This is a genomic window from Candidatus Abyssobacteria bacterium SURF_5 (assembly GCA_003598085.1).
Lineage (GTDB): Bacteria > Abyssobacteria > SURF-5 > SURF-5 > SURF-5 > SURF-5.
Map to the genome: position 1 here is coordinate 1 of QZKU01000113.1, position 25,213 is coordinate 25,213.

Below are 25,213 nucleotides of genomic sequence, written 5' to 3' on the forward strand. Positions count from 1 at the left end.
CCCTCTGCGACATTGCTCTATTCCTCTTTCACCATAAAAACCCTGTCTTTGTGCCCTTTCACTCACTTCCGAATGTCGGGTTGCGGAATCGCTGCCCGCCTCCTTTTTTTCTTGCACCATTTTCCCCTTATCAGATATAATAAATTCGATTGCGGAGATGCAGCATGAGCCCCCTGGGGGCTCCCGGCGGCTCAAACCGGATTGAACACCCCGACATAATAATTCAACCTTTCAATCCGGGGATAACCAGATTGTCTGCCGTAAATCGAAGAGAGGGAGACTCTATGTCGGTACCGCCCGCGCAACAACAGGAAAAGATACGTGTGAAAGCAACAATCGATGGTCGCCCGGTCTATGCGCAGAGCGACCGGACGATCCTGCAGGTCTGTAAGGAAAACAATATTCGCATTCCTACTCTTTGCCATGACGAACAATTGAGCCCGATCGCGTCCTGTCAACTGTGCGTTGTCGAACTCGAAGGGCACGGCCTCCTGACTTCGTGCAACACCCGCATCGCTGACGGCATGGTCATCGAAACCCGAAGCGAAAACGTGATCTCCGCCCGCAAGCGCAGCCTCGAGACGCTGCTCGCCGGCCATTACGGCGATTGCGTCGCCCCCTGCCAGAAAGCGTGCCCGGCGGGCATAGATATTCAAGGATACCTGGCCCTGATCGCGAGAGGAGCGTATGCGGAGGCGGTCGAAGTCATTAAAGAGCGGCTTCCCCTGCCGGGAATCATCGGGCGCGTCTGCCCGCATCCCTGTGAATCCGCCTGCCGCAGAGCACTGGTGGACGACCCAATCCCCATTTGCGCCCTGAAGAGATTTGCAGCCGACCAGGAACTGGCCGGACCGAATAAATTCGTCCCCAAAATCAAACCCGCTGCCGGAAAGAAAGTGGCCATTGTCGGCGCCGGCCCCGCAGGCTTGTCCGCTGCCTATTACCTGTGCCGCGAAGGGTACGGTGTGTCCCTGTTCGAGGCGCTTCCGAAGGCGGGCGGCATGCTGCGTTACGGGATTCCGGATTACCGCCTGCCGCAGGATACCCTCGATGGCGAAATCCAGGCCATCGTGGATATGGGAGCTGAAATAAGGACCAGTCAGGCGCTCGGCAAGGATTTCACGATAGACAGCCTGTTCAAGGACGGCTATGATGCCGTCTTCCTCGCCATCGGCGCTCATAAGAGTTCAACCATGCGCGTCGACGGCGAGAACCTCGAAGGAGTTTATCCCGGCACCAACTTCCTCCGCTCGGTCGTGCTGGGCGAAACCGTCAACATCGGCAAACGAGTCGCCGTCATCGGCGGCGGAAATACCGCGATCGATGCCGCCCGCACATCGCTCCGGCTCGGAGCCGAAGAAGTTACCATCATCTACCGGCGCTCGCGACACGAAATGCCCGCAACCGATTGGGAGGTCGAAGAGGCCGAGGAAGAAGGAGTAAAACTGCATTTCCTGGCCGCGCCCACCAGGATCGTCGGCGACAACGGGAGAGTTAAGGCGATTGAATGCACAAAGATGGAGCTCGGCGAGCCGGATAAAAGCGGGCGCCGCAGCCCCCAGCCCCTGAAAGGCTCCGAATTCCTCCTCCCGGTCGACTCCGTCATCGCCGCAATCGGCCAGAAGCCGGAGTTGGCCCCCATCGACGGCACGAGCGAGATCGCAACCAAGTGGGGAAATATCGTCGCGAATCAGGATACGCTCGTCACCGATATGAAGGGAGTATTCGCCGGAGGCGATTGCGTCAGTGGCGCCGCTACAGCGGTCCAGGCCATCGCCGCAGGCCGAAGGGCCGCAATGGCTATCCTTCGCTACTTGAATGGCAAACCGCTGGCTCTCAATGAGATGCCCTTCGAAATCAGCCGGGGCGAATTGTTCGAAGTTAAAGAGCACGATTTCGGGAAGGAACTTGCCGCCAAAGAGAAACAGCGCCGCCAGAAAATGCCGGCGATTTCTCCAAAGGAACGGATTATCGATTTCCGGCAGGTCGAGCTTGGGTACAGCGAAGACGCCGCAATGCGCGAGGCCGCCCGCTGTCTCGAGTGTGGCTGTAAAGCGCAAAATCATTGCGACCTCCGTGATCTCTCCACGGAGTATGGCGTCGCTTCCCTGAAATCGCCGCAGGATGCCCCGCTCCTGCCGCGCGATCTGGATCACCCCTTCATCGAACGAGACCCCAACAAATGCATCGCCTGCGGGCGCTGCGTCCGCATTTGCCAGGAGGTCCAAGGTATCGGCGCGCTGAGCCTCAACTACCGCATCACGTCGACCGGCGGAACCGGTCCGCTGCTCGAAACCACATGCGTTTCGTGCGGCCTCTGCGTGGCGAGCTGCCCCGTGGGCGCGCTCGAGCCGAAGAAATACCTGAATCCGGCGTACGAAGTCAAAACCGTTTGCCCCTATTGCGGAGTCGGCTGCGGCATCTATCTCGGCGTTCGCGGAGGAACCGTCGTCAGCGCAAGAGGAGACGCCGGAAACGCCGTCAACGCGGGCAATCTCTGCGTGAAGGGCCGGTTCGGACACGACTTCATCCACCATCCCGACCGGCTGAGAAAACCACTCATCAAGAAGAAGGGGAGTTTCGTCGAGGCATCGTGGGATGAAGCGCTCGATCTCATCGCCGAAAAATTCTCGCAATACACCGGCGATAGATTTGCAGCCCTCTCGTCGGCCCGATGTACCAACGAAGACAACTATCTCTTCCAAAAATTTGCGAGGGGGGTGATGGGCACAAACAACGTCGACCATTGTGCCCGCCTCTGACACTCCCCCACTGTGGCCGGTCTGGCCACGGCATTCGGCAGCGGCGCCATGACCAATTCCATCGGCGAAATCGAACGCGCGGCCTGCATCTTCTCGATCGGCTCCAATACCACCGCCAGCCATCCTGTCATCGGATTGCGCGTGAAGAAGGCCGTGAGGAACGGCGCCAAACTGATCGTCGCCAACCCGAGAAAGATAGACCTCGTCCGCTTCGCCCATATCTGGCTGCGCCAGCGGCCCGGCACCGATGTGCCTCTCTTGATGGGCATGATGCGCGTGATAATCGAAGAGAGCCTGTTCGATTCCAGCTTCGTGGAAAACAGATGCGAGGACTTCGAGGCATTCAAACAATCAGCGCTGGCGTATGACCTCGACGATGTCGAGAAAATTACCGGCGTGCCGAAAGACAAAATCGCCGAGGCCGCCCGCATGTATGCGACCAACGGACCGGCATCGATCCTCTATGCCATGGGCATCACCCAGCACACGCACGGAACCGATAACGTGCTGGCCGTCGCCAATATCTCGATGCTCACCGGCAACATCGGCAAGGAATCGTCCGGCGTCAATCCGCTGCGCGGGCAGAACAACGTGCAGGGAGCTTGCGATATGGGCGCGCTGCCCAACGTGTTCCCCGGATACCAGCAGGTCGCAGACGAGGCATTCCGCGACAAATTCTCAAAAGCGTGGCGAAGCAAGCTCAGCCCAAAGCCGGGATTGACCGTAGTTGAGATGATGAATGCGGCCGCGCACGAAAAGATTCGGGCGATGTACATCATGGGCGAGAACCCGATGCTCTCCGATCCCGACCTCAACCACGTCCGCGAGGCGCTCAAAGCTCTCGATTTTCTCGTCGTGCAGGATATCTTCCTGACCGAGACGGCGCAGCTTGCCGACGTGGTCCTGCCGGCCGTAACGTTTGCGGAAAAGGACGGCACGTTCACAAATACGGAGCGACGCGTCCAAAGAGTACGGCAGGCGATCCGGCCTGTCGGAAACGCCAAGCCCGACTGGCAGATCATCGCCGAGATCGCCACCCGTATGGGACGCAAGGACTTCTCGTACGATTCCGCCGAGGAAATCTTCAAAGAACTCGCAAGCCTGACGCCGCAATATGCCGGCATCACCTACGACCGCATCGACCGGAACGGTCTCCAATGGCCGTGCCCGACAAAGGAGCATCCCGGCACCATCTTCCTCCATACCGGCCAGTTCAGTCGCGGCAAGGGCAAATTCACTCCGCTCCAGTACCGGCCGCCCGCGGAACTCCCCGACGCGGAGTACCCGCTCGTCCTCACCACCGAGCGCAGCCTGTTCCATTACCATACCGGCACGATGACGCGCCGCGTCAGCGGCCTCAACGTCATGCGGAAAGAAGAACTCGTCGAGATCAACGCGCGCGACGCTCAAAGCCTCGGCATCGCCGACGGCGAAATGGTCAGGGTGAAGTCGCGGCGAGGCGAGGTGACCGCGCGCGCGAAAGTCACCGCCGACTCCGCGCCCGGCGAGGTCTCGATGACGTTCCACTTCTCCGAAAGCCCGACAAACGCGCTCACTAATCCAGCGCTCGACCCGGTCGCCAAGATCCCGGAATACAAGGTCTGCGCCGTCCGCGTCGAGAAGCTGTAAGAGATTAAGACCTGCGGGGACACGATTCCGATCATGTCCCCGCAGCTATTCCCGCTTCAGACAGTGTCCACAGATTACGTTGATTTCCTCACCGCTTTTTTCTATTGCGAATGTCTCAAATTCCGGAAACAGGCAATGGTTCTTTCTCCGAAGGAAGCATTGCAGGGAAGAAAATAAATGTCATATTTAAACGATAGTTAGGATTCGGAAAACGGAGGTGACTTATGAAAGTCAGCGCCAGAAATCTGTTGAAGGGAAAGGTATCCAGAGTTACAATGGGAGCCGTAAACGCGGAGATTGAAATCGAACTGGGCGACGGCCAGAAAGTGGTATCAATCATCACAATCAATTCCGCAAAAAAACTCGGCCTGGAGGTGGGAAAAGAAGCATATGCGATGATTAAAGCCTCCAGTGTCATGGTGGCGGTCGATTAATACGATGCCCACGGTTTATACCCCGGGGGGATACGATGTTCTTTCTTCTTGAACTTTTTCACTGCTGTCCAGGATAACTGCAACATGGCCTTTTTGATTCTCAAAAACCCATGTGTTATAAGGCCGATCAGAGTGACTAATTTGAGATTGTTTTTATAAGAGCTTTTTTCACCGCGAAGACGCGAAGAGCGCAGAGAAAGACAATGCACAACAAGACCTCTTAAATACTCCTTTTATTCCATCTTTGCGGCCTCTGCGCCTTTGCGCCTTTGCGGTTGAATGAATTTCAGAATCCACCGACAGTTTTTCGAAATCGAAAAGCTGTTTTGGAAAACCGGGCTCCCAATTCCGGACCCCCTCCGATCTCGGTAAAACATTTGACATCGGTTATCTGTAGTGATATTATTATCGACTAAGGAAACGATTCAGAAAAGGAGACAGGCAATCTCTCACCAGTAAGAAAACATTCTATATTCAGCGCCCGCAGTTCTTTTTCGGCTTCCGAAGGAGGGGAATCTTCATGAAAACTCCGAGCGCCGGAAAGATTTTCAGGAACCTGCTGCTTGGACTCGGCGCAGTGCTGGCCCTGCTGGTTATTTCCACCCTCATCTTCACGCACTTCTATTTCAAGCGAACCTTCTCGCATCAGATCAACGGCGTCGTCATTCGCTGCTCTGACGGTATCCTCCGGAAATCCGCCGCCGATTGGGAGCCGCTGCATCCGGGAGATAATATAGCGCCGGGCATGCGCATTCGGATGCCGGTGGGGCGCCGGTCTCTCCTGTCGTTCAGCGGCATCCGGCTCTTGACGGACGGGCCGGCTGAGATTTCTATCAGGAACATCCGCAGTTTTTCGATTCAGAGCGGCACTATCGCTGTCGCTGCGGGATCGGTAGCGGAGACGCCCGAAATATTCTGCGGCGCAGGATGCGTAAAGATGTCTGATTCCGTCATGAGACTTGCAGCCGAACCGCCAACCCTCGCTTGTGTAACCGGCAAAGCCATCCTCACGGCGAACGGAGCACAGTATATGCTCGAGCCGGGCTCGCAGGCCGATCTCTCCGGCCAGCAACCGTCGCTCACGTCTTCTCAACTAGATGACCCCTTTAAACGGTTGAAAGTGTCAACGCTCGACCGGATTCGAAACCGGTTTGAAGAGGTGCTGGCGAAATACGCGCGGGCGCAAGAGAAATTCCAGTCTGCGCGCGCTCAGCGCCCCAATATCTGCACCGGCGGTTTCTTCGCCGATGGATTGCAGTTCGCTTCATACCTGCGGCCGCGGCCATTTCTGCTGGCTCAGCGCGATGCGGCCGCCGTTGCCGATTACTACGACAACATCTTTGCGCCAGGCAACCGCTCGATTTCCATTGGAAAACAAAAGGCCATCCCGCTCACTCCCCACTTCGGCTCGAGTTGGCCGATGTGGTCGCACGACGGCTCGATGGTCGCGTTCATCGAGGCCAGCGTCTACGCCTGGCAGGCGCGGGTGCGGGTAGCCCGGCTCGACGACCTCGATCATCCGTGGGATATCTCGCAGGACCACGACGATGTGCTTTCGTTCTTCCCCATCGCGTGGGCGCCTGATAACCGCCACGTGCTCTTCATGGTCCCGGACAGCGTGAATCCCGACCCGAACGCGAGCATCCTGTGGGAAGGTCCATACCACATCATGATCGCGCCCATCGATCCGGCTGAAGGGCCGCTCCGCGAGTTCGAAAGCCCGTTCAGCGACCTTCCCATTTCCCTTCCGCTGCCGATTGGAAAAACCATTTCACCCGTTATAATAAATTTGCCGTGGGGCGACGCGCTGCTCTGCGCCAACTGGGGCAACCTGGCGTACATCCCGATTGAACCCGACGGCCAGGCCGTCGCGGGCGCGCCCGGATTGTTCCTCACGAACTTCAACCCGCGAAAAGATTTTATCGCCGGCGGCATCTGGTCGCCGTCGGGAAGCAAGATCCTGTTTGCGGCCGCTGAGGATTTACGGTTCGATAACGGCGACGTGTTTATCTTGAATGATGTCGAGGATATCCTTGACGGTCTCGCCCTGCCCCCGCGCACGCTCGATGACCCGCGCATCAAAAGAGTCGCGTCCTCAAAGAATTTTCAAATTCCCGGCAGCTTCTCGTATGACGAATCGCTCGTGTTCTTCCAGGAAGACGTGAATGGCGCCTGGACCGCCTGGTATCCTGCCCTTTTACTCAATTGTGATTTCGATCTTTTCTACGCCGACGCCCGGCCCGATCAGCCGAGCAAATTCACCCAAATCCATCTGCCCGGTAATCAGATGTTCCTGCGGCTGTCGCCCGAGGGCAACCGCGTCGCCTACTCGTACGCCAACCACCCCGACTATGAGCTTCGTGTGGTCTCCTTCGATATCGAGGCCGATATGGATACGGATCTCGGCGGCGTCCTCATCGACAACAGCGGCACGACCCTCATCGTTCCGCCGGGCGCCCTCGAAGAAAACTTCAAGGTCAAGATCAGCACTCCGTTCACCATCGAAGAAGAGGCCGAGGTGATGCCGGGCGAAACTCCTCTGTTCGCGATGAGGATGCTCGATGCGCAGGGACTGGAAAAACCCAAGTTCATCGAGCCGATGACTCTCACCATCAGGTACACCGACGACGAGGTTGCCGGTCTGGATGAAGGCATGCTTGAGATTTACTACTACGATGAAAGCGATCCGGCGCATCCCGCATGGGTGCCCCTCGGCGGAACGGTCGATCCCGAGCATAACGAGATCACCATCGACATTCAACATTTCTCATCGTTCTCAGTCGGCTTGAAAAATAACTTACACGCTGTCAGGGAGTGACTCCATTTGGGGCCCGAGTTCATACACGAAGCTCCGCATTGTAGGTTCCGACAGGCGGGTTCCTGAAGACAAGATCAACGTCGTCGGACTTGTTTTCTGTCTTCAGCTTGCGGGAGGAAAAAATGGATGGAAATGAAACCCCTAAAACATCAATACTCGTTCTGGTCCTCTCGATAATCGGTCTTCTTCTTGGAGTACTTGCCTTCCTGCTTGCTGGAGCCGCTCTTGCTGCTTTCGTTGCCGCAAGCGTCCTTCCTTCTGAAGTCCTCGCTCCTCTCGCAGGAATACTTTCGACAATTAAATATTCTTCCTACGCCGCAGCGTCATTGACGCTCGGACTCGGGCTGGCGGCCGTCTTTCTCGCATGTATCAAGAAGACTCGCAAGGCTTTGCCTTTTGCCGTCGTCGTACTTGCCTTCATTTCAATTGCGCTGTCTCTTACAGGAAGATACTTGAAGATATTTCCTGTAAAGACAGCCAATGCGGGCATGGGTCAAATGTTTATGATGGACGATGACGCATCAATAACACGAGCCGCACGGACGCCGTTGATGAAAGCGGCCAAGGCAGGCAAAACGGAGGAAGTCGCCCGCTTATTGCAGGAAGGGGCAAACCCGCTCGAAAATGCTTCTAACGGCTGGACCGCGTGTAGCTTTGCAGTCCGTGACGGTCACATGGAAACAGTAAAAGTTTTTCTGCTTGAAGACGCAATCGCAAACGACAAATCCTGTCTTGGCGATTTGCTGAATATGGCAACCGACTATGACCATACCGACATCTCTCGATTGCTGCTGAAATATGATGCCGACCTGGAAAAAAAATCTTCTTTCGGAGGGACTGCCTTGATGCATGCGGTCGATCATGACAATGAGGAAATCGTCGGATTACTCCTTGAGAAAGGGGCAGACGTCAACGCAGCCAATTTTACCGGTTGGACGGTATTGATGATGGCCGCTTATGTAGGGAATACCGATACGATTGCCAAGTTGCTGAACCGAGGCGCCGACATAAACGCCCGGGGTTTCATCCGTGGCGCTACTGCCCTCATGGCGGCGTGTGAGGGCGGACAGATTGAGGCCGTTAAACTGCTCCTCTCGAGGGGAGCTGATATGAATATGAGGGATAACGAAGGTCGCACGGCCTTGGCCTGGGCTGGTTATTCCGGGAATATAGACATCGTCAGACTGCTTCAAAGCGAAGGAGCGGCACAATAATCCTGTTTTTTGAAGAACATCACCTTCTGTTAGCGCGAAAAATGGCGCCATTAAAGGAGAGTCGGGCATGAAAAGTGCACCCCTCAAATCCCTCACCAAGCTCTTCACTGTAATAGGATTAATGATTTTCCTGCTGCTTGTTTATACCTTTCTGCTTGCACGTCCGTCATCAAACCCCGCTTCTTCCCCTGAGGTATCGAGCAGCACCAAAGAAGAACTCGTTCAGGGACATCATTCAATTCCCAGCCTTGGCGCTTTCGTTATCCGCTGTTCCGATGGAATCCAGCAAATGTGTTCCGGTGAATGGAAACAACTGAAACCGGGAGAAAAAATCCACGATGGCATGCGACTCAGGATGCCTGGCTCTCATCGATCAATCCTTTCATTCAGGGGCATTCGCTTGATGACCGAGGGCCCCGCAGAGATAACTGTACACCATTCTGATGCCTTATCCCTCAACAGTGGCAAACTCGCTCTTGCAACAGGCAAATTGGAAAATCCATTCTCTGTCACTTTTGGCCCGGCTCGCGCTGCCGTTGAATCAAATTCGATCCTGACTATGGAGGCTGACCCGCCGGCGGTCACCTGCATAAGTGGAGAGGCAGCCTTCTCGACAAGTGGAGAAGAACACAGGCTTGAGCCGCATAAGCAAGCGCTCGTCTTCGCCAAAGAAGTTCAGGTGGTATCCACGGTGGCACAGAACCCATTCGCCGGACTCAATGTGACAACGATGGACAGGATTCAGGACCGATTTCAAAAGATAGTGACCAAATACGCTGGAAAACATGTCAAGAGCATTGAGAAATCCCTCCTTCACCCGGCGCTTGCTCTTACCGGCAGCCGCTTCGATGGCGGAATTCGCTTTGTATCATATGCGCGGCCATCCCCGCCCACCCTGGCCAAGACAGATACAACCGCAGTCGCCGAATATTATGAAAGCCTCTTCTCTCCCAGCAACCGCTCGATTGCCATCGGAAAGGAAAAGATTGTCTCCGTCACCCCTTATAGCGCCGCGAGTTGGCCTATGTGGTCTCACGACGGCTCGATGATCGCCTTTATTGAAACCAGCATCTATTCTTGGCAGGCAAGAGTCAGAGTCGCCCGACTCGACGACCTGGACCATCCATGGGATATTTCGCAGGATTACGAGACGGTTCTTCCTTACTTTCCGATTGCATGGGCGCCCGACAACCGGCACGTCCTGTTCATGACGGCCGACCACATGGAATTCGGGAAAGATGGTTATGAATGGTGGTGGGCAGCCCCTCTTCATCTGAAGATCGCTCCAATCGATCCAAACGAGGGACCGATTCGCGAATTTGAAAGCCCGCTGCCGGAATCGCGTGTCTCTTTCGATTTCAGCACCGGCAGGACCATGGCGCCTATCATCATGAACCTGCCGTGGGGCGACGCGCTCCTCTGCGCCAATGCGGGCAATCTCGCATACATCCCCATCGAACCCGACGGACAGGCCGTCGCCGGCTCCCCCGGGTTCTTTCTCACCTCTTTCCATCCATATAAGTGTTACATCGCAGGAGGCATCTGGGCGCCGTCGGGAAACAAAATCCTGTTCGCAGCCGGCGAGAATATGATGCTCGATAGCGGTAATGTTTATATCCTTTATGACATTGAAGATATTCTCGACGGCGTTGCCCCGCCTCCAATTTCGCTGGACGATCCACGAATTAAACGGGTAGCCCCTTCCCCAAACACCCAACTCCCAGCCAGTTTCTCCTATGACGAATCGCTCGTCTTTTATCAAGAGGACGTAAACAGGGCTTGGAAATTCGCGACACCGAAAGACATAACGCCTTGTGATTTTGATCTCGTTTATGCCGATGCGAGGCCAAATCAACCGAGCAAGTTCAGCCAGATTCATTTAGCGGGAAACCAGGCTTTCCTGCGGCTGTCACCCGAAGGGAATCGTCTGGTGTATGCATACTACAATCATCCGACATATGAGCTGCGTGTGGTCACCTTCGATATCGAGGCCGATATGGATATGGACCTTGGCGGCGTCCTCATCGACAACAGCGGCACGAACCTCATCGTTCCGCCGGGCGCCCTCGAGGAAAACTTCAAGGTCAAGATCAGCACTCCATTCACCATCGAAGAAGAGACCGAGGTGATGCCGGGCGAAACTCCTTTGTTCGCGATGCGAATGCTCGATGCGCAGGGACTTGAAAAGCCCAAGTTCATTGAACCGATGACTCTCACCATCAGGTACACCGACGATGAGGTCGCCGGCCTTGATGAAGGCATGCTCGAGATTTACTGCTACGATGAAAGCGATCCGGCGCATCCAGTCTGGACGCCGCTCGGCGGAACGGTCGATTCCGAGCATAACGAGATCACCATCGACATACAGCATTTCTCATCGTTCTCGGTCGGCCCGAAGAATAAGAGAAACTAATGACTGAGTTGAGATGACTCACAGTCCGGTATTCGCGGGAGAGAAAAAGCCTCCCAAAGCTTCGCGTGACTCTCTCTTTTGACTTTCTTGATCGAAAACCAACCCTTAGATTTTTGCAGTCCGTCGATGTCCGGAGGCGCAACTCATTGGCCCACAGGGCGCGATGAATCGGAGTGATGAATTGCGCTTTTCCCGCAGATCAAGGAGAAAAAAATGGAAGAAAAAGCATCAAGACCCATAAAATCAAAACTCGTTCTCGCTCTCTCGATCATAGGGCTTATCGTCGTCATACTCGCCCTACCGATAACCGTTCTCCTGATTTCCGGACCCATCCTTCTCGGCGGTCGTTTGCCATCGGAATTGATTGGTCCTCTGACGCTGGTACTTTCGACCGTCGGTCGCATTTCGCTCTACATGCACGCACTGGCTCTCTCCTTTGGCGTGACGGCCATTATCGTCGCTTTTTTCAAAAAAGCAACCAAAACAACTCCATTCATTGCGGTGGCTCTTATTCTCATTTCCTTTGGTATAACCTTCGCAGGAAAAGCCTCTAGCGCCACCTCTCTTACTGCGTCCGGCGCAGATCTGCAGCAGTTGCAGGCCATGCTGCGCGGCGTATCAAATGTCACGACTGCGACCACCCCACTCATGAAAGCGGCCGAAGCGGGCAGAACAGAGGAAGTGAAGGCGCTGCTGAGAGATGGAGCCGATCCCTATGTAAAATCGGGCTTTCTTACTGCAGGGGGATTGGCCGTAAAGAACGGACACATAGAAACGGTCGAGGCATTTCTTGAAGAAGATGCGGTTGCAAACGATAAAGGATACCTGGGAGAGCTTCTACTCGTTGCAGCCACCGAAAACCAACTTGATATTGCGGGCATGCTCCTGGATAACGGCGCCGAGACGGGTAAGACGGATGTAATGGGCATGCCTCCCCTCATGCATGCCGTCGATATGCAGAATTGGCAAATGGCCGATCTCCTCCTCGAAAGCGGCGCCGATGTCAATTTCAAAAATCGAATGGGTTGGAATGTGCTCACAATGGCGGTCCTCGATGAGAATGCACAAATGGTCGAAAAATTTCTGGACTACGGCGCCGACATTAATGTGAGAAGCGCGGAGGGCTGGACCCCCTTAATGGCGGCCTGCAACGTCGGGAATACCCAAATCGCGGAACTGCTCATTTCGCGGGGCGCCGACATGAACATCCGCGACAAGAACGGCCACACCGCAATGGGATGGGCGGCCCATAAGGGTCACATAGATGTTGTGCGGGCGCTTCAAAGTGCGGGAGCAAGGGAGTGAGCGCCGGTTAATGTTTTGGCCGCCTCGGTGGATGTCTTGCAGTCACCGTGACAGGGGGAAGCCAACGGACGAGACAATAAAGATGAAAAAAAGATCGGCCCTGGCAACTGTTTTCACGTTTCTTTCGCTGATCCTCGGGGTTGCCGGGGTTCTCTGTTTGACCCTTCTGCTGATAGGTTTCTTCATCGTCACCGACTATCGCTCCTCGCCGTGGTTCTGGGCTATTGCACGTATCACAGTTTCTTTTCCTTTCAAACTGGTGCTCCAGGTGCTCCTGGGTTCAAGTCTCATCCTCGGTTTACTGGCGGTTGTGACCGCATGGTTAAAGCATGCGCGGAAGGGTCTTCCCGTTACAGCGCTTGCTCTTGCCGGAATAGAGATCGGCGCCATCCTCATTGCGTCCAGCCGATTTGCGCAGCACAGTCCGCTGTACTCGGCCTACCTCAATTTCATTTCATCTGCACCGCAGCAGAATCGCGCGTACACGAAAACCGTTACTGCTTACAGAACGACCACGCCTCTTCATCAAGCCGCTGAAGCGGGCAAAGTCGAAGAAGTCCGGAGATTACTCCGGGAGGGCGCCGACCCGTTTGAAAAATGCGCCCCCGGTTGGACCGCCGGCGGGTTGGCCATCAAAAATGGGCATTACGAAACGGTGCAAGCGCTTATCGAGGAGAGTCCAAAAGTTGCGAATGACAAGGACTATCTCGGGGGGCTGTTACATGTTTGCGTCGGACAAAACAACCTCCAGATTGCTAAATTACTGATCGATAATGGCGCGAATTTGGATGTAACGACTCCGGACGGATGGACGCCCCTCATGAACGCGGCCCAAAAAGGGCATGAGGAAATCGCTGAACTGCTTATTGACAAGGGAGCCAACGTTGATCCGCTGCATCCAGAAGGTTTAGGCCCGCTCATGGTGGCCACATATTGGGGGCGGATGAACCTGGTCACAAAGCTTCTGGACAATGGCGCAAATATCAACGTGCGGACTTTTGAGGGCGCCACTCCGCTCATGTCAGCATGTAGTGTGGGCAACACCGAAATGGTCGACCTGCTCATTTCGCGGGGTGCCGATTTGAATATCCGCGATAAAAACGGGCATACGGCGATGGCCTGGGCCGCCCATGGAGGCTATATTGACCTCGTGCGGTCGCTCCAGCAGATAGGAGCAAAGGAATAACGTCGAGCAATTAACGGCCTCAAATTAGTCACTCCAATCGGCCTCGTAAAAGATGGGTTTTTGAGAATCAAAAGGCCATATTGCAAGACCCTTTGGTTGCAGCTTTGCCGCGCTGTGCTGTGTTTCCTCTGTTCCCTCCTGTTGAAGAATCCTTTCTTTCCTCTTTCTTATTAATCCCCGTTGGACCCCGAGCGACGCGGGAGGTCCCGCACGCGAGGAATTATCCTGTTCTGCCTCTTAAAAATTATCTCGGACAACATCGCAACTCCGGCGCGCTTTCGCGTTTTCACCTTGAAAATAAACGCTCCGCGGAATTATAATAACCTCTTGAAGGAATGTCTCCAATCTATGGGTATACTGAAAAGGGAAAGCGTATCGCGACATAAGTACGACCTGCTCGTCATCCTCCTCCTGCTCTTACTCCCTTTCCTCATCAATTTCAATGTTTTCTTCTCGATTTCGGTTTTCCCGAAGATTTTCCCTTACCGAAACGATTTCCTTCATACCTATAATTATCTTTCGCTCACTACTGATATCGTGCGGAATCAGGAAAGCTGTCTCTGGTATCCCTCCAGAGGCTTCGGAATGCCGTACCTGGGCTTTCCCGTTTCCGGAATGCTGTACCCTCCGACCATAATCCTCTCGTTGTTCAATGATCATCAGAACGGCCTTCCTTTCACGAATTTCATCTTGTATCTCTTCATGGCGAAGGCGGCCGCGGCAATTCTTTTTTATTTCGTCATGAGAAACCTCGAAATCAACAGATGGGGCGCTCTCGTCGGGTCGATCGTGTGGGGATTTAATCTGAGGTTCGACGACTCCGTCCGGCTGGAGCCCGGCTCGGTGCATACCTTCATCTGGCTGCCGCTCATTTTCCTGGTCACCTACCGGTTATTATCGAAGTCGGAGAAAAGGAATATCGCCTTTTTTGCGTTGTTGTTCGGCTTGATGTACTTCGCGAATTACGCGGTCAATTTCCTGCCTGCAATGCTGTTCATAGGCCTATTCGCGATTCTTTCGCCATTCGATAATCTGCGGGATTTTGAGCCAAAAATCTACGCGCGAGGAACAGCCGGATTTCTTGCTGCGGCAGCGCTGGGAGTCTCTCTCATCGCGGTTCAATTCCTGCCGAATCTGGAATACGCCGACAATTGGGTTCGCGGGGGCTATTCTTTCCTGGACACAATGATTTACCGCTGTACGCCCTCTCAGTTCCTGTACGGGTATATTTTCCCTGAAGTGGCGTCCACCGAAAAGGACCATTATGTCGGAATCATTCCCATTCTTTTGGTCGTTCTCGGCATGGCACTCCCCGACAAAAGATACCGCTTCAAAAAATTCCTGCTGTTTGTCATCGTCCTGACTTCCGTGTACGCGATGAGGTCTTTTATCAGCACTCCGCTTCAAAGATTCCTCTACGATTACGTGCCTCCGTTCAACCAATTGAGGTGTCCGGGAAGATTCTTGATTCTGCATGTCTTCTGCCTCTCGATATTGGCCGGATACGGAATGGACGCGATAACCACCTCTTCCGTTTCCCGCAAATCGATCTTGAAGATATCGGCCATATCTTTTATTTGTCTTCTGATCGTTTCTGTAACGGGATATTTCGTTCCTGGCGTGAAATCGATAATACTCGACAATCCAAATCCGTATGACGCTCCTTTCCTGGTCCTCCTCTCGATTCTGATCTTACTGTTATTCATTAGGTTAGATGACCAACGGCGGAAAAATTTCGTTTCGGTCATAATCATCGCTGTCATTATCGTCGACCTGGTTTACGTCACGTATCGGAAAAACGACCCGTCGGATGAGACGCACATAAGCTATTACCTCGCAGAGGACCCCGGGATCGTCGACACGAAATCCCTCGTGACCAATTCCATAAATGAGAGGCTTGTTGTGCTTCCGCCGGAAGAGCAGGAAAGACTGGGCTTGTCCTATCTCAATATCAATTATCCCTTCCTCTTCTTCAACAGCATTGTGCCGGGAGTCAGCCATTGCAGCAAGTTCGGCTATCAGTGGGGATTGTCGGACCCCAACTATTTCTTCGTCAAGACGATCGACAGCAGGCGAGTGAGAAGCCTCTTGAACACCCGGATTGATGTTGAATACTTTCTCCCGCGGGCATTCATCGTATATAACGTCGAGAAACTGGAACGTAAGGAAATGCTGCAGAGGATGCTTGCCCCTGATTTTGATCCGTTGAACACTCATTTCATTGAAGATGACCTGCCCGATTCAATAAAGAAGACCTTGGCCGAGCAACCTTACCTTGCGCCCGAGGAAACCGAGAGACTCCAACAGATCAAGGAGCAAACAGAGATCCTCTCATATGGAAACGATCGGGTCGAAATCCGCACTCGCGCTCCGCGCCCGGGTTTCCTGTTCGTGAGCGATTTCATGTTCCCCGGATGGAAGGCATACCTCGATGGCAAGCCGGTAAAGATGTACCGAACAAACTACCTCTTCCGCGGATTACCCGTTCCTGAGGGCGAACATACGGTTCGATTTCTCTACCGCCCGCGGCCCGTGATTATCGGGCTGCTCATCAGTCTCTCAGCCGTCGCTGTAATCTTTTTCCTGTTCGTGCGGGAAAGAAAATCGATTGCCGCTTGGGTCTTCCTCGGTTGCGTCGGCCTGTTCTATGGACCCTTGCTCCTTCCCCACAGGGATGGGAACCGGCAGCAGCCTGTTGAGCCAATAACGCCCTACGAGATAGCAAGCGCAGATGGACTCACAGCCACCATTCAGCGGCGCACTTCTAACTCGCTCATCTGGGAAATGAGAGTTGACCAGGATGGAGCTTACGACCTCGTGATAACTAATCCGCCAAAAGCCTATGCTTTATATATCGATAATGAGTTTGCAACAAAAATATACAATATGGGCGACGACGGCCCGATCCCCGAACCAGGCGTATGGGAAGTACAGACAACCCTCAGACTTTCGGAAGGCCTCCATAATTTCACGATCATGCCGATAATGCCGGATTGTTCGGATAGTGAGTTGCGTCAATTCCACCTCGTCTTCCGGGAAAAACTTCTACCGCAGAAGCGGGATGTGAATGAAGAACTCTACAGAATGTACAACATCAAACTCGTGAAGCACTAGGAGCCACTCCCCATGCTCGTAGAGACTCGCGAATACTGAAAACGCTCCCCGGACATACCGCCCAAGTGAAGATCCCCCTTGCAGTCTCCCCCGCGCCCATGCATGCTTTCCTTGACACTCCAGTTGCGCTATAGTAAGATTTGTCTGCTCGTCACCGTTATCTGTTAAAAGAAAACGAAAAGGAGATACTGTGACAGACTTCCAGAATGAGATGCCCCCGCCTCTGCCCCCGCGAAAGCCCTCCGGCGGGGTTGTCGCCCTCGGAATCATAAACATCGTCTATTCGGCGCTCTTCTACTCTTGTTGCGGATTAGGCTCCATTTTCACTTCATTTCTCGGACCCGTCTTCCAGAAATTTGCCGAAGAACAAGAGCTAACCGGTTTTGAGTCCGCAGGCCCGCTGCAAGCTTATAACATTATCAATGGAATCGTTATTATCGGACTGGGAATCTTGTTAATCATCGGCGGTATAGGGCTGCTGCGGCTGAGGCCCTGGGGAAGAAGCCTGTCGATCAGCACCGCTGTGGCCTTGATCATCTGGATCCTTATCGCCTTCGCAATCAACCTGTTTTTCCTTTTCCCGACCCAAAGTCGCATGGTGAGCGACCAGTTCACCCCGGAACAACAAATGATCTTTCTGGTGATTGCCGGAATTGTTGCGGTTTTCTTCCAGCTCATCTATCCGGTCGTCCTGCTTGTCTGTCTTAATCTGAGATCAATAAAGCTCCAGTTTGAGGAAGAGAGAAGTCAAGGATAAGGAAGCGAGGTGGCCCAATGACGACTGTGCCGGGAGGCAAACCCGAAGTCAAAATCGGCGGCTGGCTCAAGGAAGGATGGCAGATATTCAAATCGGACGTCGGAATGTTCCTTCTGGCGAGTCTGATCTACAACGTAATTATCGGCACGTGTCTCGGAGGACTGATCCTGTACGGCCCGCTGACGTGCGGGATGTGCCTCATGGCGCTGGACCGCATGAAAGGCGGGAAATCGGATATCCGGCGATTCTTCAAAGGCTTTGACTTGTTTAGCGAGTCCTTTCTGGCCGGATTCTTCTTCTTTCTCCTCGTTTTCGTTGGCCTCTCCCTGGCCAGCGCGCTTATCGGAATCATTATTCTGCTGTTAGCCCAGGTGATCTTCCTCTTCACATTTCCGTTGATCGCCGATCGCCGAATGCAGTTCACGCTGTTCGCACTTGTGCTGATTCTTGTCCACACAGCCGGTTACGTTCTGGTGCTGGGATGGCTGATCACGACTCCCATCGCTATCGCGGCTTCAGCAGCTGCATATCGCGACATGTTCGGTCTGGCCGGATTCCCGCCGGATCAGGATATCGTCTCCGCCTGAAGAAAGGGTTTAGCGTGAGATTCCCCTCGCCCTGCATACTGCCATCATCTGAAGATAAGAAGCTTCTTGCAGATGATGCGTCCCCGCCCATTCAAAATAATCGCGCACTCATGGTGCGCCTTCTGAACATCTTCACTGCGGCGGCGCTTGCAGCCGCCCTGCTGCTCTCATATCGGCTGAAGCCCGATCCGCGCGGTCTTGGGACTCACGAACAACTCCTGCTGCACCCGTGCAATTTTTATTCCCAAACCGGCCTTCCCTGCCCTTCCTGCGGAATGACCACCGCGTTCGCTCACATGGCTCGGGCAGAATTTCGGGATGCTTTCTTGGCCCAGCCGCTTGGGGCCTTGGGGTTTCTCATGTGCATCCTCTTCTTGCCGGTCTTTCTTTTTGCCGCATTCAATGGAAGCAACCCTTGGCTCAAAGTCAAGCAGCTTCCGTTGAAACCGCTGAGCTGGCTTTCAGGAATCCTCTTCCTGCTGGCATGGGTATTCAAGCTGTCGGTCTTCCTGATCCGATGAACCGGGTCTGTCAATAAGATCCTATGAATTCGACGTCCGACAGACACAACGCCCCTCAAGAGCCGTACCCTGTGTATCCCCCGCATTCGGCGTCCTCGCCCGGCGGATACGCAATCGCATCATTGGTCCTTGGTATACTTTCCTTTGCCGTTTGCGGCCCCTGCGCCGGAATACCCGCATTCATCATCGGATTGACGGAACTTACAAGAATAAAGCGGGGAGCGGCTCCTCCCGAAGGAAAACCGTTTGCTCTGGCCGGAGCTATTCTGGGCGGAATAAATTCTGCGCTTCTCATTTTTGGTATACTACTGTATCTGGCAATTGCACTGTTCATCATCATCGTCGGCTTTCGGGAAGGTAGATACTAGACAGGGCGCTGAATCAATCCGCCCAAGGGAACGCAAAATGCTCTTGTTACACAATGCGAATGTCATGACCTTGAACCCGGCACAGCCGCATGCCGGCGCTGTCCTGATTGACGGCTCTCGAATCAAAGCCGTGGGCGCATACGATCAACTGGCCGCTCAATGCGGCCCCGAATGCGAGAAAATGGACCTCGCCGGGATGACGGTGCTCCCGGGATTCATCGATTGCCACATGCACCCCATCCTGCTGGCGTTCTTCCAAATGAACCTCGACCTTAATGGCGTTCGCTCGATGGCCGAGCTGTTTAAGCGCCTGGCGGATAAGACTTCCGGCGCTACGCCCGACCAGTGGATTCTCGGGCTCCGCTTCAATGAGGAGGGCCTTGCCGAACAACGCCTCCCGACGCTCGGGGAACTGGACCGTGAAATCCCGGACCATCCGCTCATTATTCTCCGTTACTGCGGACATCTTGCCGTCGCCAACTCGCGAGCCCTTGCGTTCGCCGGCATCACCGCCGACACCCCGAACCCGCATGGGGGGGAAATCGAACGAGATGCGAATGGCAGACTCACCGGAGTCGTGCGCGAGACGGCAGTTTCCCTTCTTACCGACAATGTCCCGCCGCCCGATTGGGACTCTTTCATGCAGGCGGCCGAGCAGACGTTCCAACAGCTTGCCGCCTATGGAGTCACCGGCATACATGGCATCCTGCAAACCAGCGGGAATGGGCCGTCAGGCAATTTGGGGTATCTGGAAATAAGCGCCCTCAAGGCGCTTCGCAATAAAATCCCGCAGCGCCTGTACCTCATGATCATGACGACCGAGGCTTCCGATATCGAGCAGGCCAGGGCGAGCGAGCTTCACGATGAAAGCCCCGACTCGACCTGCAAGGTGGGCGCGTGGAAGATCATCTGCGACGGCTCGCTGGGCGGACATTCGGCCGTAATGTACGAGCCGTACAGCGACGCGCCGGCCATGAGCGGAATCATGGTATGGTCGGAACAAGAACTTGAGAAAATGATTTTCGAGGCGCACCGCAGCGGCATCCAGCTCGCGATTCATTGTATTGGAGATCGCATGAGCGACATCGTCATCCGGATTCTCGAGCGCGCCCTCGCCGAACACCCGCGCGAAAACCATCGGCACCGGATCGAACACGCATCCGTCATCACGCCTGACCTCATCCAACGCGCTCGAAGGCTGGGCGTCATCCTCTCGGTGCAGCCGCCGTTCATTTATTCCGAACGCGAATGGCTCGGCAAACGGGTTGGCAAGAGATTACGCAACGTCTATCCGTTTCATTCGCTCCTCGAGCACGGGCTAACCGTCTGCGCCGGCTCGGATGCGCCGATCGAGGTGCCAGACCCAATCCTCGGCATCTATTCCGCGGCCAATCGCCTGGGCGTGACCCCCGAGGAAGCCGTCGGCGTCGACGACGCTATCCGCATGTACACCTCAAATGCAGCTTACGCCGCGTTCGAAGAGAACACCAAGGGAACAATAGAAGCCGGAAAACTCGCCGACCTGGTCGTCCTGTCCCAGAACCCGTTGGCGATCCCCGCACCCCGCCTGCGTGAGATATCGGTCGAAATGACCATGGTCGGCGGAAAAGTGATATTTTCACGGTAGGAGGGCAAACTGCGGCGACGCCTGCCCGTTTCTCCCCGCCAAAGAGCGAATCGATTGCGCCAGCTTTTGGGGTCGCCCATTTTGTCCTGATGAACCTTTGACACTTCGAACATCCAATGAATATAATCAAATCCCGCCTGGGTTCTCTCTGCTTTGTTAAAGGAGGAGATGTTTCGCATGAACCGCAAGAAGCTTTTTGTGGACAGATGGGACGAGCCGATCGAGATATCGGTGCCTGCTTCCTCAGTCGTAATTCAGGCCGAACCGAAACCGGATTATCCCGCCCTCGAGGATCCCGTCGCCGCCATTCGCGACGCCCTCGCCAATCCGCTCGGAATGCCGCCGCTGCGCGATCTGGTCGGCAGCTCAAGCAAAGTCGCCATCGCTTTCGACGACCCGCTCAAGTACGGCCCAAAACACCTTGCCGTCCCCGTTCTCCTCGATGAACTCGAGCATGCTGGCGTAAAGAGAAAAAACATAACCTTGATAAGCGCAAACGGGACGCATGACAAACCGCCGAAGGAGGACTTCACAGGCTTCTATCGCGGCCAATATCCGGTTCTCCCCGATGAGATCGTTGAGGAATTCTGGCCCGACCGTTTTCTGAATCACGACGCGCACGATCCGGCGGGCCTCATCAATATGGGAACGTCTCGCATGGGCGATCTTGTCGAGCACAACAAGATTCTCATCGAATCGGACCTCACGGTATACGTGGGCTCTGTTTTTCCGCTCATCTGGGGCGGCTACAGCGGAGAGGGGGTCGTCATTGGGCTGGGGAGCGCGCGCAGTATCTACTCACACCACAAGTTCTCCGTTATCGGCGCGCCGGACTCCGTCCACAGCGATCCCCGCATGCACGGATATCGCCGTCACAAAGACGCCGTCATGGATAAAATCGAGGAGTACATCGGCAAGAAAATATTCTATTTGAATGGGGTGCCCGATCCGACGGGCAACTGGGCGGGTTTCTTTGCGGGCCATTACAAGGCGATTCAGCAGCCGCAGTGGGAATGCGCCGACCGCCAGCATCTGCACGGCTCACCTCAGGCCGACGTTATTATCGCGGGTATGGCGAAATACCTCTTGTACGGCGACACCCGAAACCCTATCGTCAATATTGTCGGCGCAACGACGATCATGCGAAGCTGGCGCAATAAGCCGGTTCTCAGGAAGGGCGGCGTGATCATTCTGGTCAGCAAGTGCGATGGCTGCATTGATCCCGTGAAACATCCATCCTACATTCATGCGCTCGACCTGTTCGAAAAGTCGGGGTCTGCCGAAGCTCTCGAGAAAAACCATCTCGATAGTCTCATAAGAAATGAGGAACTGCTCGACCGCTATCATAATCGCAGCGCGTATTCCCCCGTTCATCCCATATGGCTGTTCAACGAAAACCAGTATGCGCTCGACCACGCCGCTAAAGTTATTATAGCGACGGCTGAAAACCCTGACGCGCCGGCACGCGTCGGCGCTGAATACGCTCCGACCGTGGATGATGCGCTCGAACGGGCGGGCGGAATCACAGGGGCCGACTCCCGAATCCTCGTCCTGCCGAACTATTTTTCATACGTACCAATCCTTTTTTTGGTGGAATGAAAGGAATGAGATGGAACTGAAAGGCAAGTGCGCCCTGGTAACCGGCGGCGCGAGAGGACTGGGTAAAGCGATCGCACTGTCGCTTGCCGCCGAAGGAGTTCATGTCGCCGTCGCAGATATCGGCGCCAAACCGAAGAATGCCCCCGATTATCAGCTCTCAGGCGAAACTCAACTCGAGGCGGCCGCCCGCGAAGTCGCCGCGGGGGGTGTTCGCTCGCTCGCCATACGAGCCGATATCACCGATTACTCCCAGGTGCAAGACATGCTGGCGCAAACACTCGACGGGCTCGGCGGATTGCATATCCTCGTCAATAATGCCGGCATCATAATCGCCGCTCCCGTTCTGGCCATGGATGAGTCGCAATGGGACGCGGTTCTGAACGTGAACCTGAAAGGAACGTTCCTCTGCTGCAAGGCCGTCGCCTCACACATGATCGACCAGCGGCTCGGACGCATCATCAATATCTCCTCGATCGCGGGCAAGCGGGGACATGGGGGCGTCGCCGCATACGGAGCATCAAAGGCGGGCGTCATTTCCCTCACCCAATCGCTGGCCGAAGAACTGGGCCCTTTCAATGTGACGGTAAATGCGGTTTGTCCGGGCTATCTTAAGACCTCGATGTGGACCGACTGCCTCTCCCCTGCCGCGGCAACCGTTCTGGGGGTCGACCTCGAGCATGCATTTGAAGAATTCGTCAAGCGCCAAACAGTTCTGGGCCGCCCGCAGACCCCCGAAGACATCGGCCAGGGCGTCGTATTTTTGTGCAAGGCGGATAACATCACCGGAATCGCCTTGAACATCGCGGGAGGAGCCGAGGTTATATGATCCGTTCGAGCGGCCTGACTTCATTCGCCGCTTCCCAGTTTCAAGGTTCCAGGTACGGGCAAAATAATTCGACCTTCATCCGGCGTCCCGGTTTCAAGAAATCTTTCGCCAAGATAGTAGACGCCGACCAGCGCACACGTCACCGCATCCAGTTCGTCAAGCGACAACGATTCCACTCCTTCCAATGCTATTCCCGCCCCCTTTAAAAATGACCGTATGCCCTTCTGCACCTGTGTCCGTTTAATTCTCCAGATCGTTTGCGCGGCATGCGGGAACGTCTCTATCACCTCAAAACCGCTGCGACTAAATTCCTGTTTCAGCATCATTCCCCGTTCAGTCAATCTGCGCATCGGCCCGATCGTCAACGGCAGAATCCTGATGCCAAGGTTTCTTACTTCAAGATCGCATCTCCTGAAATGCTTGCCGCTGGCGGCGCATGCGCATTCGGATTTCAAACAGCAACGGCCTTCCGGCAGACTCAATGGCGCATCGACCACGATCAGACGGATTCCCGGAACTGCCGCAGCGAGGATGTCGTCATCCGAATAAAGCACCCGCGCGACAGCTTTTCCGCCGGTGAGAAGGCATATGCCGGTCGGCCTGCGAGGAGAAGCGGCTAAATCGATTCCGAGAATCGCTGTTGTACTCATTGCACCTTACTTTACCAAATATTCGAACGAAAAGCCGCCGAAGCAAAAGCCGATACTCATTGACAGTCTCGCCGGTCTTTGCTAGAATTCATCCTGGACATCGGGCTCAATCCAAATGCTTGTCCTCCTGTACCCTACGATTGATCCGAATCCGGCGATAAAACCACCCCAACGCATCAAGGAGAGGATAAAGGAGAGAACAGTGGACTTCGAACTATCCGAAGAACTCAGCATCCTGGAGCAAACGGCCCGCGATTTCGCGCTGAAAGAACTTGCTCCGGGCGCCATCGAGCGGGATGCGACGCGAGAGTATCCGCTGGACATCATGAAAAAGCTCGCCCCTCTCGGTTTCCTCGGGATCATGGTGCCGGAGGAATACGGCGGAGCGGGCATGAGCGCGCTCGCCTACAGCATCATCATGGAGGAGATCGCGCGATGGGACGCATCGGTCGCGCTGAACATGGCCGCGCAAAACTCGCTGTGCCTCGGCCACCTCATGGTCGCCGCCAATGAAGAGCAGAAACAAAAATACGTTGCCCCGCTCGCAAGCGGCCAGAAGCTTGGCGCCTGGGGTTTGACCGAGCCGGGATCGGGCAGCGACGCCGCCGGCATGCGCACCCATGCCAAAATGGACGGTGACGAATGGGTCCTGAACGGCTCGAAGATGTTCATCACGCAAGGCGCTGTCGCCGATATCATCGTCATCATGGCGGTCACCGGCGAGGGAGACAGAAAGCGGCCGATCTCCGCCTTCATCCTCGAAACCGGCCGAAACGGAACTGCAACTCCCGGATTCTCCGCCCGGAAAATCCTTAACAAGCTCGGAATGCACGCCAGCGATACCGCCGAGCTGGTTCTCGAGGACGTGCGCGTGCCGCGCGATTGCCTCCTGGGAAAAGAAGGAGAGGGATTTACCGACACCTTAAAGGTGCTCACCAGCGGTCGTATCGGTATCGGAGCGATTTCTGTCGGCATCGCCCGCGGCGCGCTCGAAGACAGCGTTCAGTACGCCAAGCAGCGCGAACAATTCGGCAAGCCGATCGCCCAATTCCAGCAGATTCAGTGGATGCTCGCCGACATGGCGGTGCAAATCGATGCGGCACGCCTGTTGGTGCGGCGAGCCGCTGCAATGAAAGACGCCGGCGCCACCGTCACGCGAGAAGCCGCTGAGGCGAAGCTTTTCGCATCGGAAACGGCCACTCGAGCCTCGCTGAATGCGATCCAGATACTCGGCGGATACGGCTACACGTCGGAATTTCATGTTGAACGTTACCTGCGGGATGCAAAGCTGCTGGAGATCGGCGAGGGAACTTCTCAGATTCAGCGCATCGTTATCGCCAAACACCTGATGCGCGAATTTTGATGCGTTATACGGAGTATTCCGTTTTCCGTTCACACATCGC

General features: G+C 55.0%; 19 protein-coding genes. 17 read left to right on the forward strand and 2 right to left on the reverse strand.

The window, feature by feature from the left end; genetic code table 11:
- Positions 1-164: 164 nt before the first annotated feature.
- The 3 genes from C4520_15955 (at position 165) to C4520_15965 (ending at position 4,825) form a co-directional block, all read left to right on the forward strand.
- Entirely contained in the window at positions 165-2,762 is a 2,598-nt protein-coding gene (locus C4520_15955) for a pyridine nucleotide-disulfide oxidoreductase (GenBank protein RJP17620.1), read from the forward strand.
- 12 nt (positions 2,763-2,774) lie between these two features.
- On the forward strand, positions 2,775-4,391 hold the full coding sequence (locus tag C4520_15960) for a formate dehydrogenase subunit alpha (protein RJP17621.1): 1,617 nt from the start codon (positions 2,775-2,777) through the stop codon (positions 4,389-4,391).
- A gap of 224 nt (positions 4,392-4,615) precedes the next feature.
- The gene (locus C4520_15965; protein ID RJP17622.1) at positions 4,616-4,825 is read left to right on the forward strand and encodes a transporter; all 210 of its coding nucleotides are present in this window, start codon (positions 4,616-4,618) and stop codon (positions 4,823-4,825) included.
- Here C4520_15965 and C4520_15970 read toward each other — a convergent pair.
- Entirely contained in the window at positions 4,822-5,034 is a 213-nt protein-coding gene (locus tag C4520_15970; protein RJP17623.1) for a hypothetical protein, read from the reverse strand. The genes C4520_15965 and C4520_15970 overlap by 4 nt on opposite strands.
- 311 nt (positions 5,035-5,345) lie before the next feature.
- Here C4520_15970 and C4520_15975 point away from each other — a divergent pair, with 311 nt between their 5' ends.
- The 13 genes from C4520_15975 (at position 5,346) to C4520_16035 (ending at position 23,160) form a co-directional block, all read left to right on the forward strand.
- On the forward strand, positions 5,346-7,643 hold the full coding sequence (locus C4520_15975) for a hypothetical protein (GenBank protein ID RJP17624.1): 2,298 nt from the start codon (positions 5,346-5,348) through the stop codon (positions 7,641-7,643).
- Between the two features lie 122 nt (positions 7,644-7,765).
- The gene (locus tag C4520_15980) at positions 7,766-8,857 is read left to right on the forward strand and encodes an ankyrin repeat domain-containing protein (GenBank protein ID RJP17625.1); all 1,092 of its coding nucleotides are present in this window, start codon (positions 7,766-7,768) and stop codon (positions 8,855-8,857) included.
- A 67-nt stretch (positions 8,858-8,924) separates the two neighbouring features.
- A complete protein-coding gene (locus tag C4520_15985) occupies positions 8,925-11,270 on the forward strand; it encodes a hypothetical protein (protein ID RJP17626.1) in 2,346 nt (781 codons plus the stop codon).
- Between the two features lie 213 nt (positions 11,271-11,483).
- On the forward strand, positions 11,484-12,575 hold the full coding sequence (locus tag C4520_15990) for a hypothetical protein (GenBank protein RJP17627.1): 1,092 nt from the start codon (positions 11,484-11,486) through the stop codon (positions 12,573-12,575).
- Positions 12,535-13,761, forward strand: coding sequence for an ankyrin repeat domain-containing protein (locus C4520_15995; protein ID RJP17628.1), 1,227 nt, complete (start codon positions 12,535-12,537; stop codon positions 13,759-13,761). Before C4520_15990 ends, C4520_15995 begins: the two co-directional genes overlap by 41 nt.
- Positions 13,762-13,941: 180 nt before the next feature.
- Entirely contained in the window at positions 13,942-16,875 is a 2,934-nt protein-coding gene (locus tag C4520_16000) for a hypothetical protein (protein ID RJP17629.1), read from the forward strand.
- 190 nt (positions 16,876-17,065) lie between these two features.
- Positions 17,066-17,632 (forward strand): hypothetical protein, encoded by a 567-nt coding sequence (locus tag C4520_16005; protein ID RJP17630.1) that lies wholly within the window; start codon positions 17,066-17,068, stop codon positions 17,630-17,632.
- Positions 17,633-17,649: 17 nt separating this feature from the next.
- Complete coding sequence (locus C4520_16010; protein RJP17631.1) at positions 17,650-18,219, forward strand: hypothetical protein; 570 nt, start codon at positions 17,650-17,652, stop codon at positions 18,217-18,219.
- Complete coding sequence (locus tag C4520_16015; protein RJP17632.1) at positions 18,114-18,740, forward strand: DUF2752 domain-containing protein; 627 nt, start codon at positions 18,114-18,116, stop codon at positions 18,738-18,740. The genes C4520_16010 and C4520_16015 overlap by 106 nt, the downstream gene beginning before the upstream one ends.
- Positions 18,741-18,763: 23 nt before the next feature.
- A complete protein-coding gene (locus C4520_16020) occupies positions 18,764-19,108 on the forward strand; it encodes a DUF4190 domain-containing protein (GenBank protein RJP17633.1) in 345 nt (114 codons plus the stop codon).
- Positions 19,109-19,145: 37 nt separating this feature from the next.
- Positions 19,146-20,735 carry an amidohydrolase gene (locus C4520_16025; protein ID RJP17634.1) on the forward strand — a complete coding sequence of 530 codons (1,590 nt, stop codon included), beginning with the start codon at positions 19,146-19,148 and terminating at the stop codon, positions 20,733-20,735.
- Positions 20,736-20,903: 168 nt separating this feature from the next.
- On the forward strand, positions 20,904-22,334 hold the full coding sequence (locus C4520_16030; protein ID RJP17635.1) for a DUF2088 domain-containing protein: 1,431 nt from the start codon (positions 20,904-20,906) through the stop codon (positions 22,332-22,334).
- Positions 22,231-23,160 carry an SDR family oxidoreductase gene (locus C4520_16035; GenBank protein ID RJP17636.1) on the forward strand — a complete coding sequence of 310 codons (930 nt, stop codon included), beginning with the start codon at positions 22,231-22,233 and terminating at the stop codon, positions 23,158-23,160. Before C4520_16030 ends, C4520_16035 begins: the two co-directional genes overlap by 104 nt.
- A 20-nt stretch (positions 23,161-23,180) precedes the next feature.
- On the opposite strand, the gene C4520_16040 is transcribed toward C4520_16035, so the two are convergent.
- Positions 23,181-23,810 (reverse strand): DUF429 domain-containing protein, encoded by a 630-nt coding sequence (locus C4520_16040; protein ID RJP17637.1) that lies wholly within the window; start codon positions 23,808-23,810, stop codon positions 23,181-23,183.
- A gap of 202 nt (positions 23,811-24,012) precedes the next feature.
- On the opposite strand from C4520_16040, the gene C4520_16045 reads away from it, so the two are divergent.
- A complete protein-coding gene (locus C4520_16045; GenBank protein ID RJP17638.1) occupies positions 24,013-25,173 on the forward strand; it encodes an acyl-CoA dehydrogenase in 1,161 nt (386 codons plus the stop codon).
- The last annotated feature ends 40 nt before the right edge of the window (positions 25,174-25,213 follow it).

What these genes read in the sequence shown, in the direction of transcription:
- C4520_15995 (RJP17628.1), top strand. Translation starts at nt 12,535, where the DNA reads ATGTTGTGCGGGCGCTTCAAAGTGCGGGAGCAAGGGAGTGAGCGCCGG.
- C4520_15975 (RJP17624.1), top strand. Translation starts at nt 5,346, where the DNA reads ATGAAAACTCCGAGCGCCGGAAAGATTTTCAGGAACCTGCTGCTTGGA.
- C4520_15985 (RJP17626.1), top strand. Translation starts at nt 8,925, where the DNA reads ATGAAAAGTGCACCCCTCAAATCCCTCACCAAGCTCTTCACTGTAATA.
- C4520_15980 (RJP17625.1), top strand. Translation starts at nt 7,766, where the DNA reads ATGGATGGAAATGAAACCCCTAAAACATCAATACTCGTTCTGGTCCTC.
- C4520_16015 (RJP17632.1), top strand. Translation starts at nt 18,114, where the DNA reads ATGGCTGATCACGACTCCCATCGCTATCGCGGCTTCAGCAGCTGCATA.
- C4520_16010 (RJP17631.1), top strand. Translation starts at nt 17,650, where the DNA reads ATGACGACTGTGCCGGGAGGCAAACCCGAAGTCAAAATCGGCGGCTGG.
- C4520_16020 (RJP17633.1), top strand. Translation starts at nt 18,764, where the DNA reads ATGAATTCGACGTCCGACAGACACAACGCCCCTCAAGAGCCGTACCCT.
- C4520_16025 (RJP17634.1), top strand. Translation starts at nt 19,146, where the DNA reads ATGCTCTTGTTACACAATGCGAATGTCATGACCTTGAACCCGGCACAG.
- C4520_16040 (RJP17637.1), bottom strand. Translation starts at nt 23,810, where the DNA reads ATGAGTACAACAGCGATTCTCGGAATCGATTTAGCCGCTTCTCCTCGC.
- C4520_15965 (RJP17622.1), top strand. Translation starts at nt 4,616, where the DNA reads ATGAAAGTCAGCGCCAGAAATCTGTTGAAGGGAAAGGTATCCAGAGTT.
- C4520_15990 (RJP17627.1), top strand. Translation starts at nt 11,484, where the DNA reads ATGGAAGAAAAAGCATCAAGACCCATAAAATCAAAACTCGTTCTCGCT.
- C4520_16035 (RJP17636.1), top strand. Translation starts at nt 22,231, where the DNA reads ATGATGCGCTCGAACGGGCGGGCGGAATCACAGGGGCCGACTCCCGAA.
- C4520_16030 (RJP17635.1), top strand. Translation starts at nt 20,904, where the DNA reads ATGTTTCGCATGAACCGCAAGAAGCTTTTTGTGGACAGATGGGACGAG.
- C4520_15955 (RJP17620.1), top strand. Translation starts at nt 165, where the DNA reads ATGAGCCCCCTGGGGGCTCCCGGCGGCTCAAACCGGATTGAACACCCC.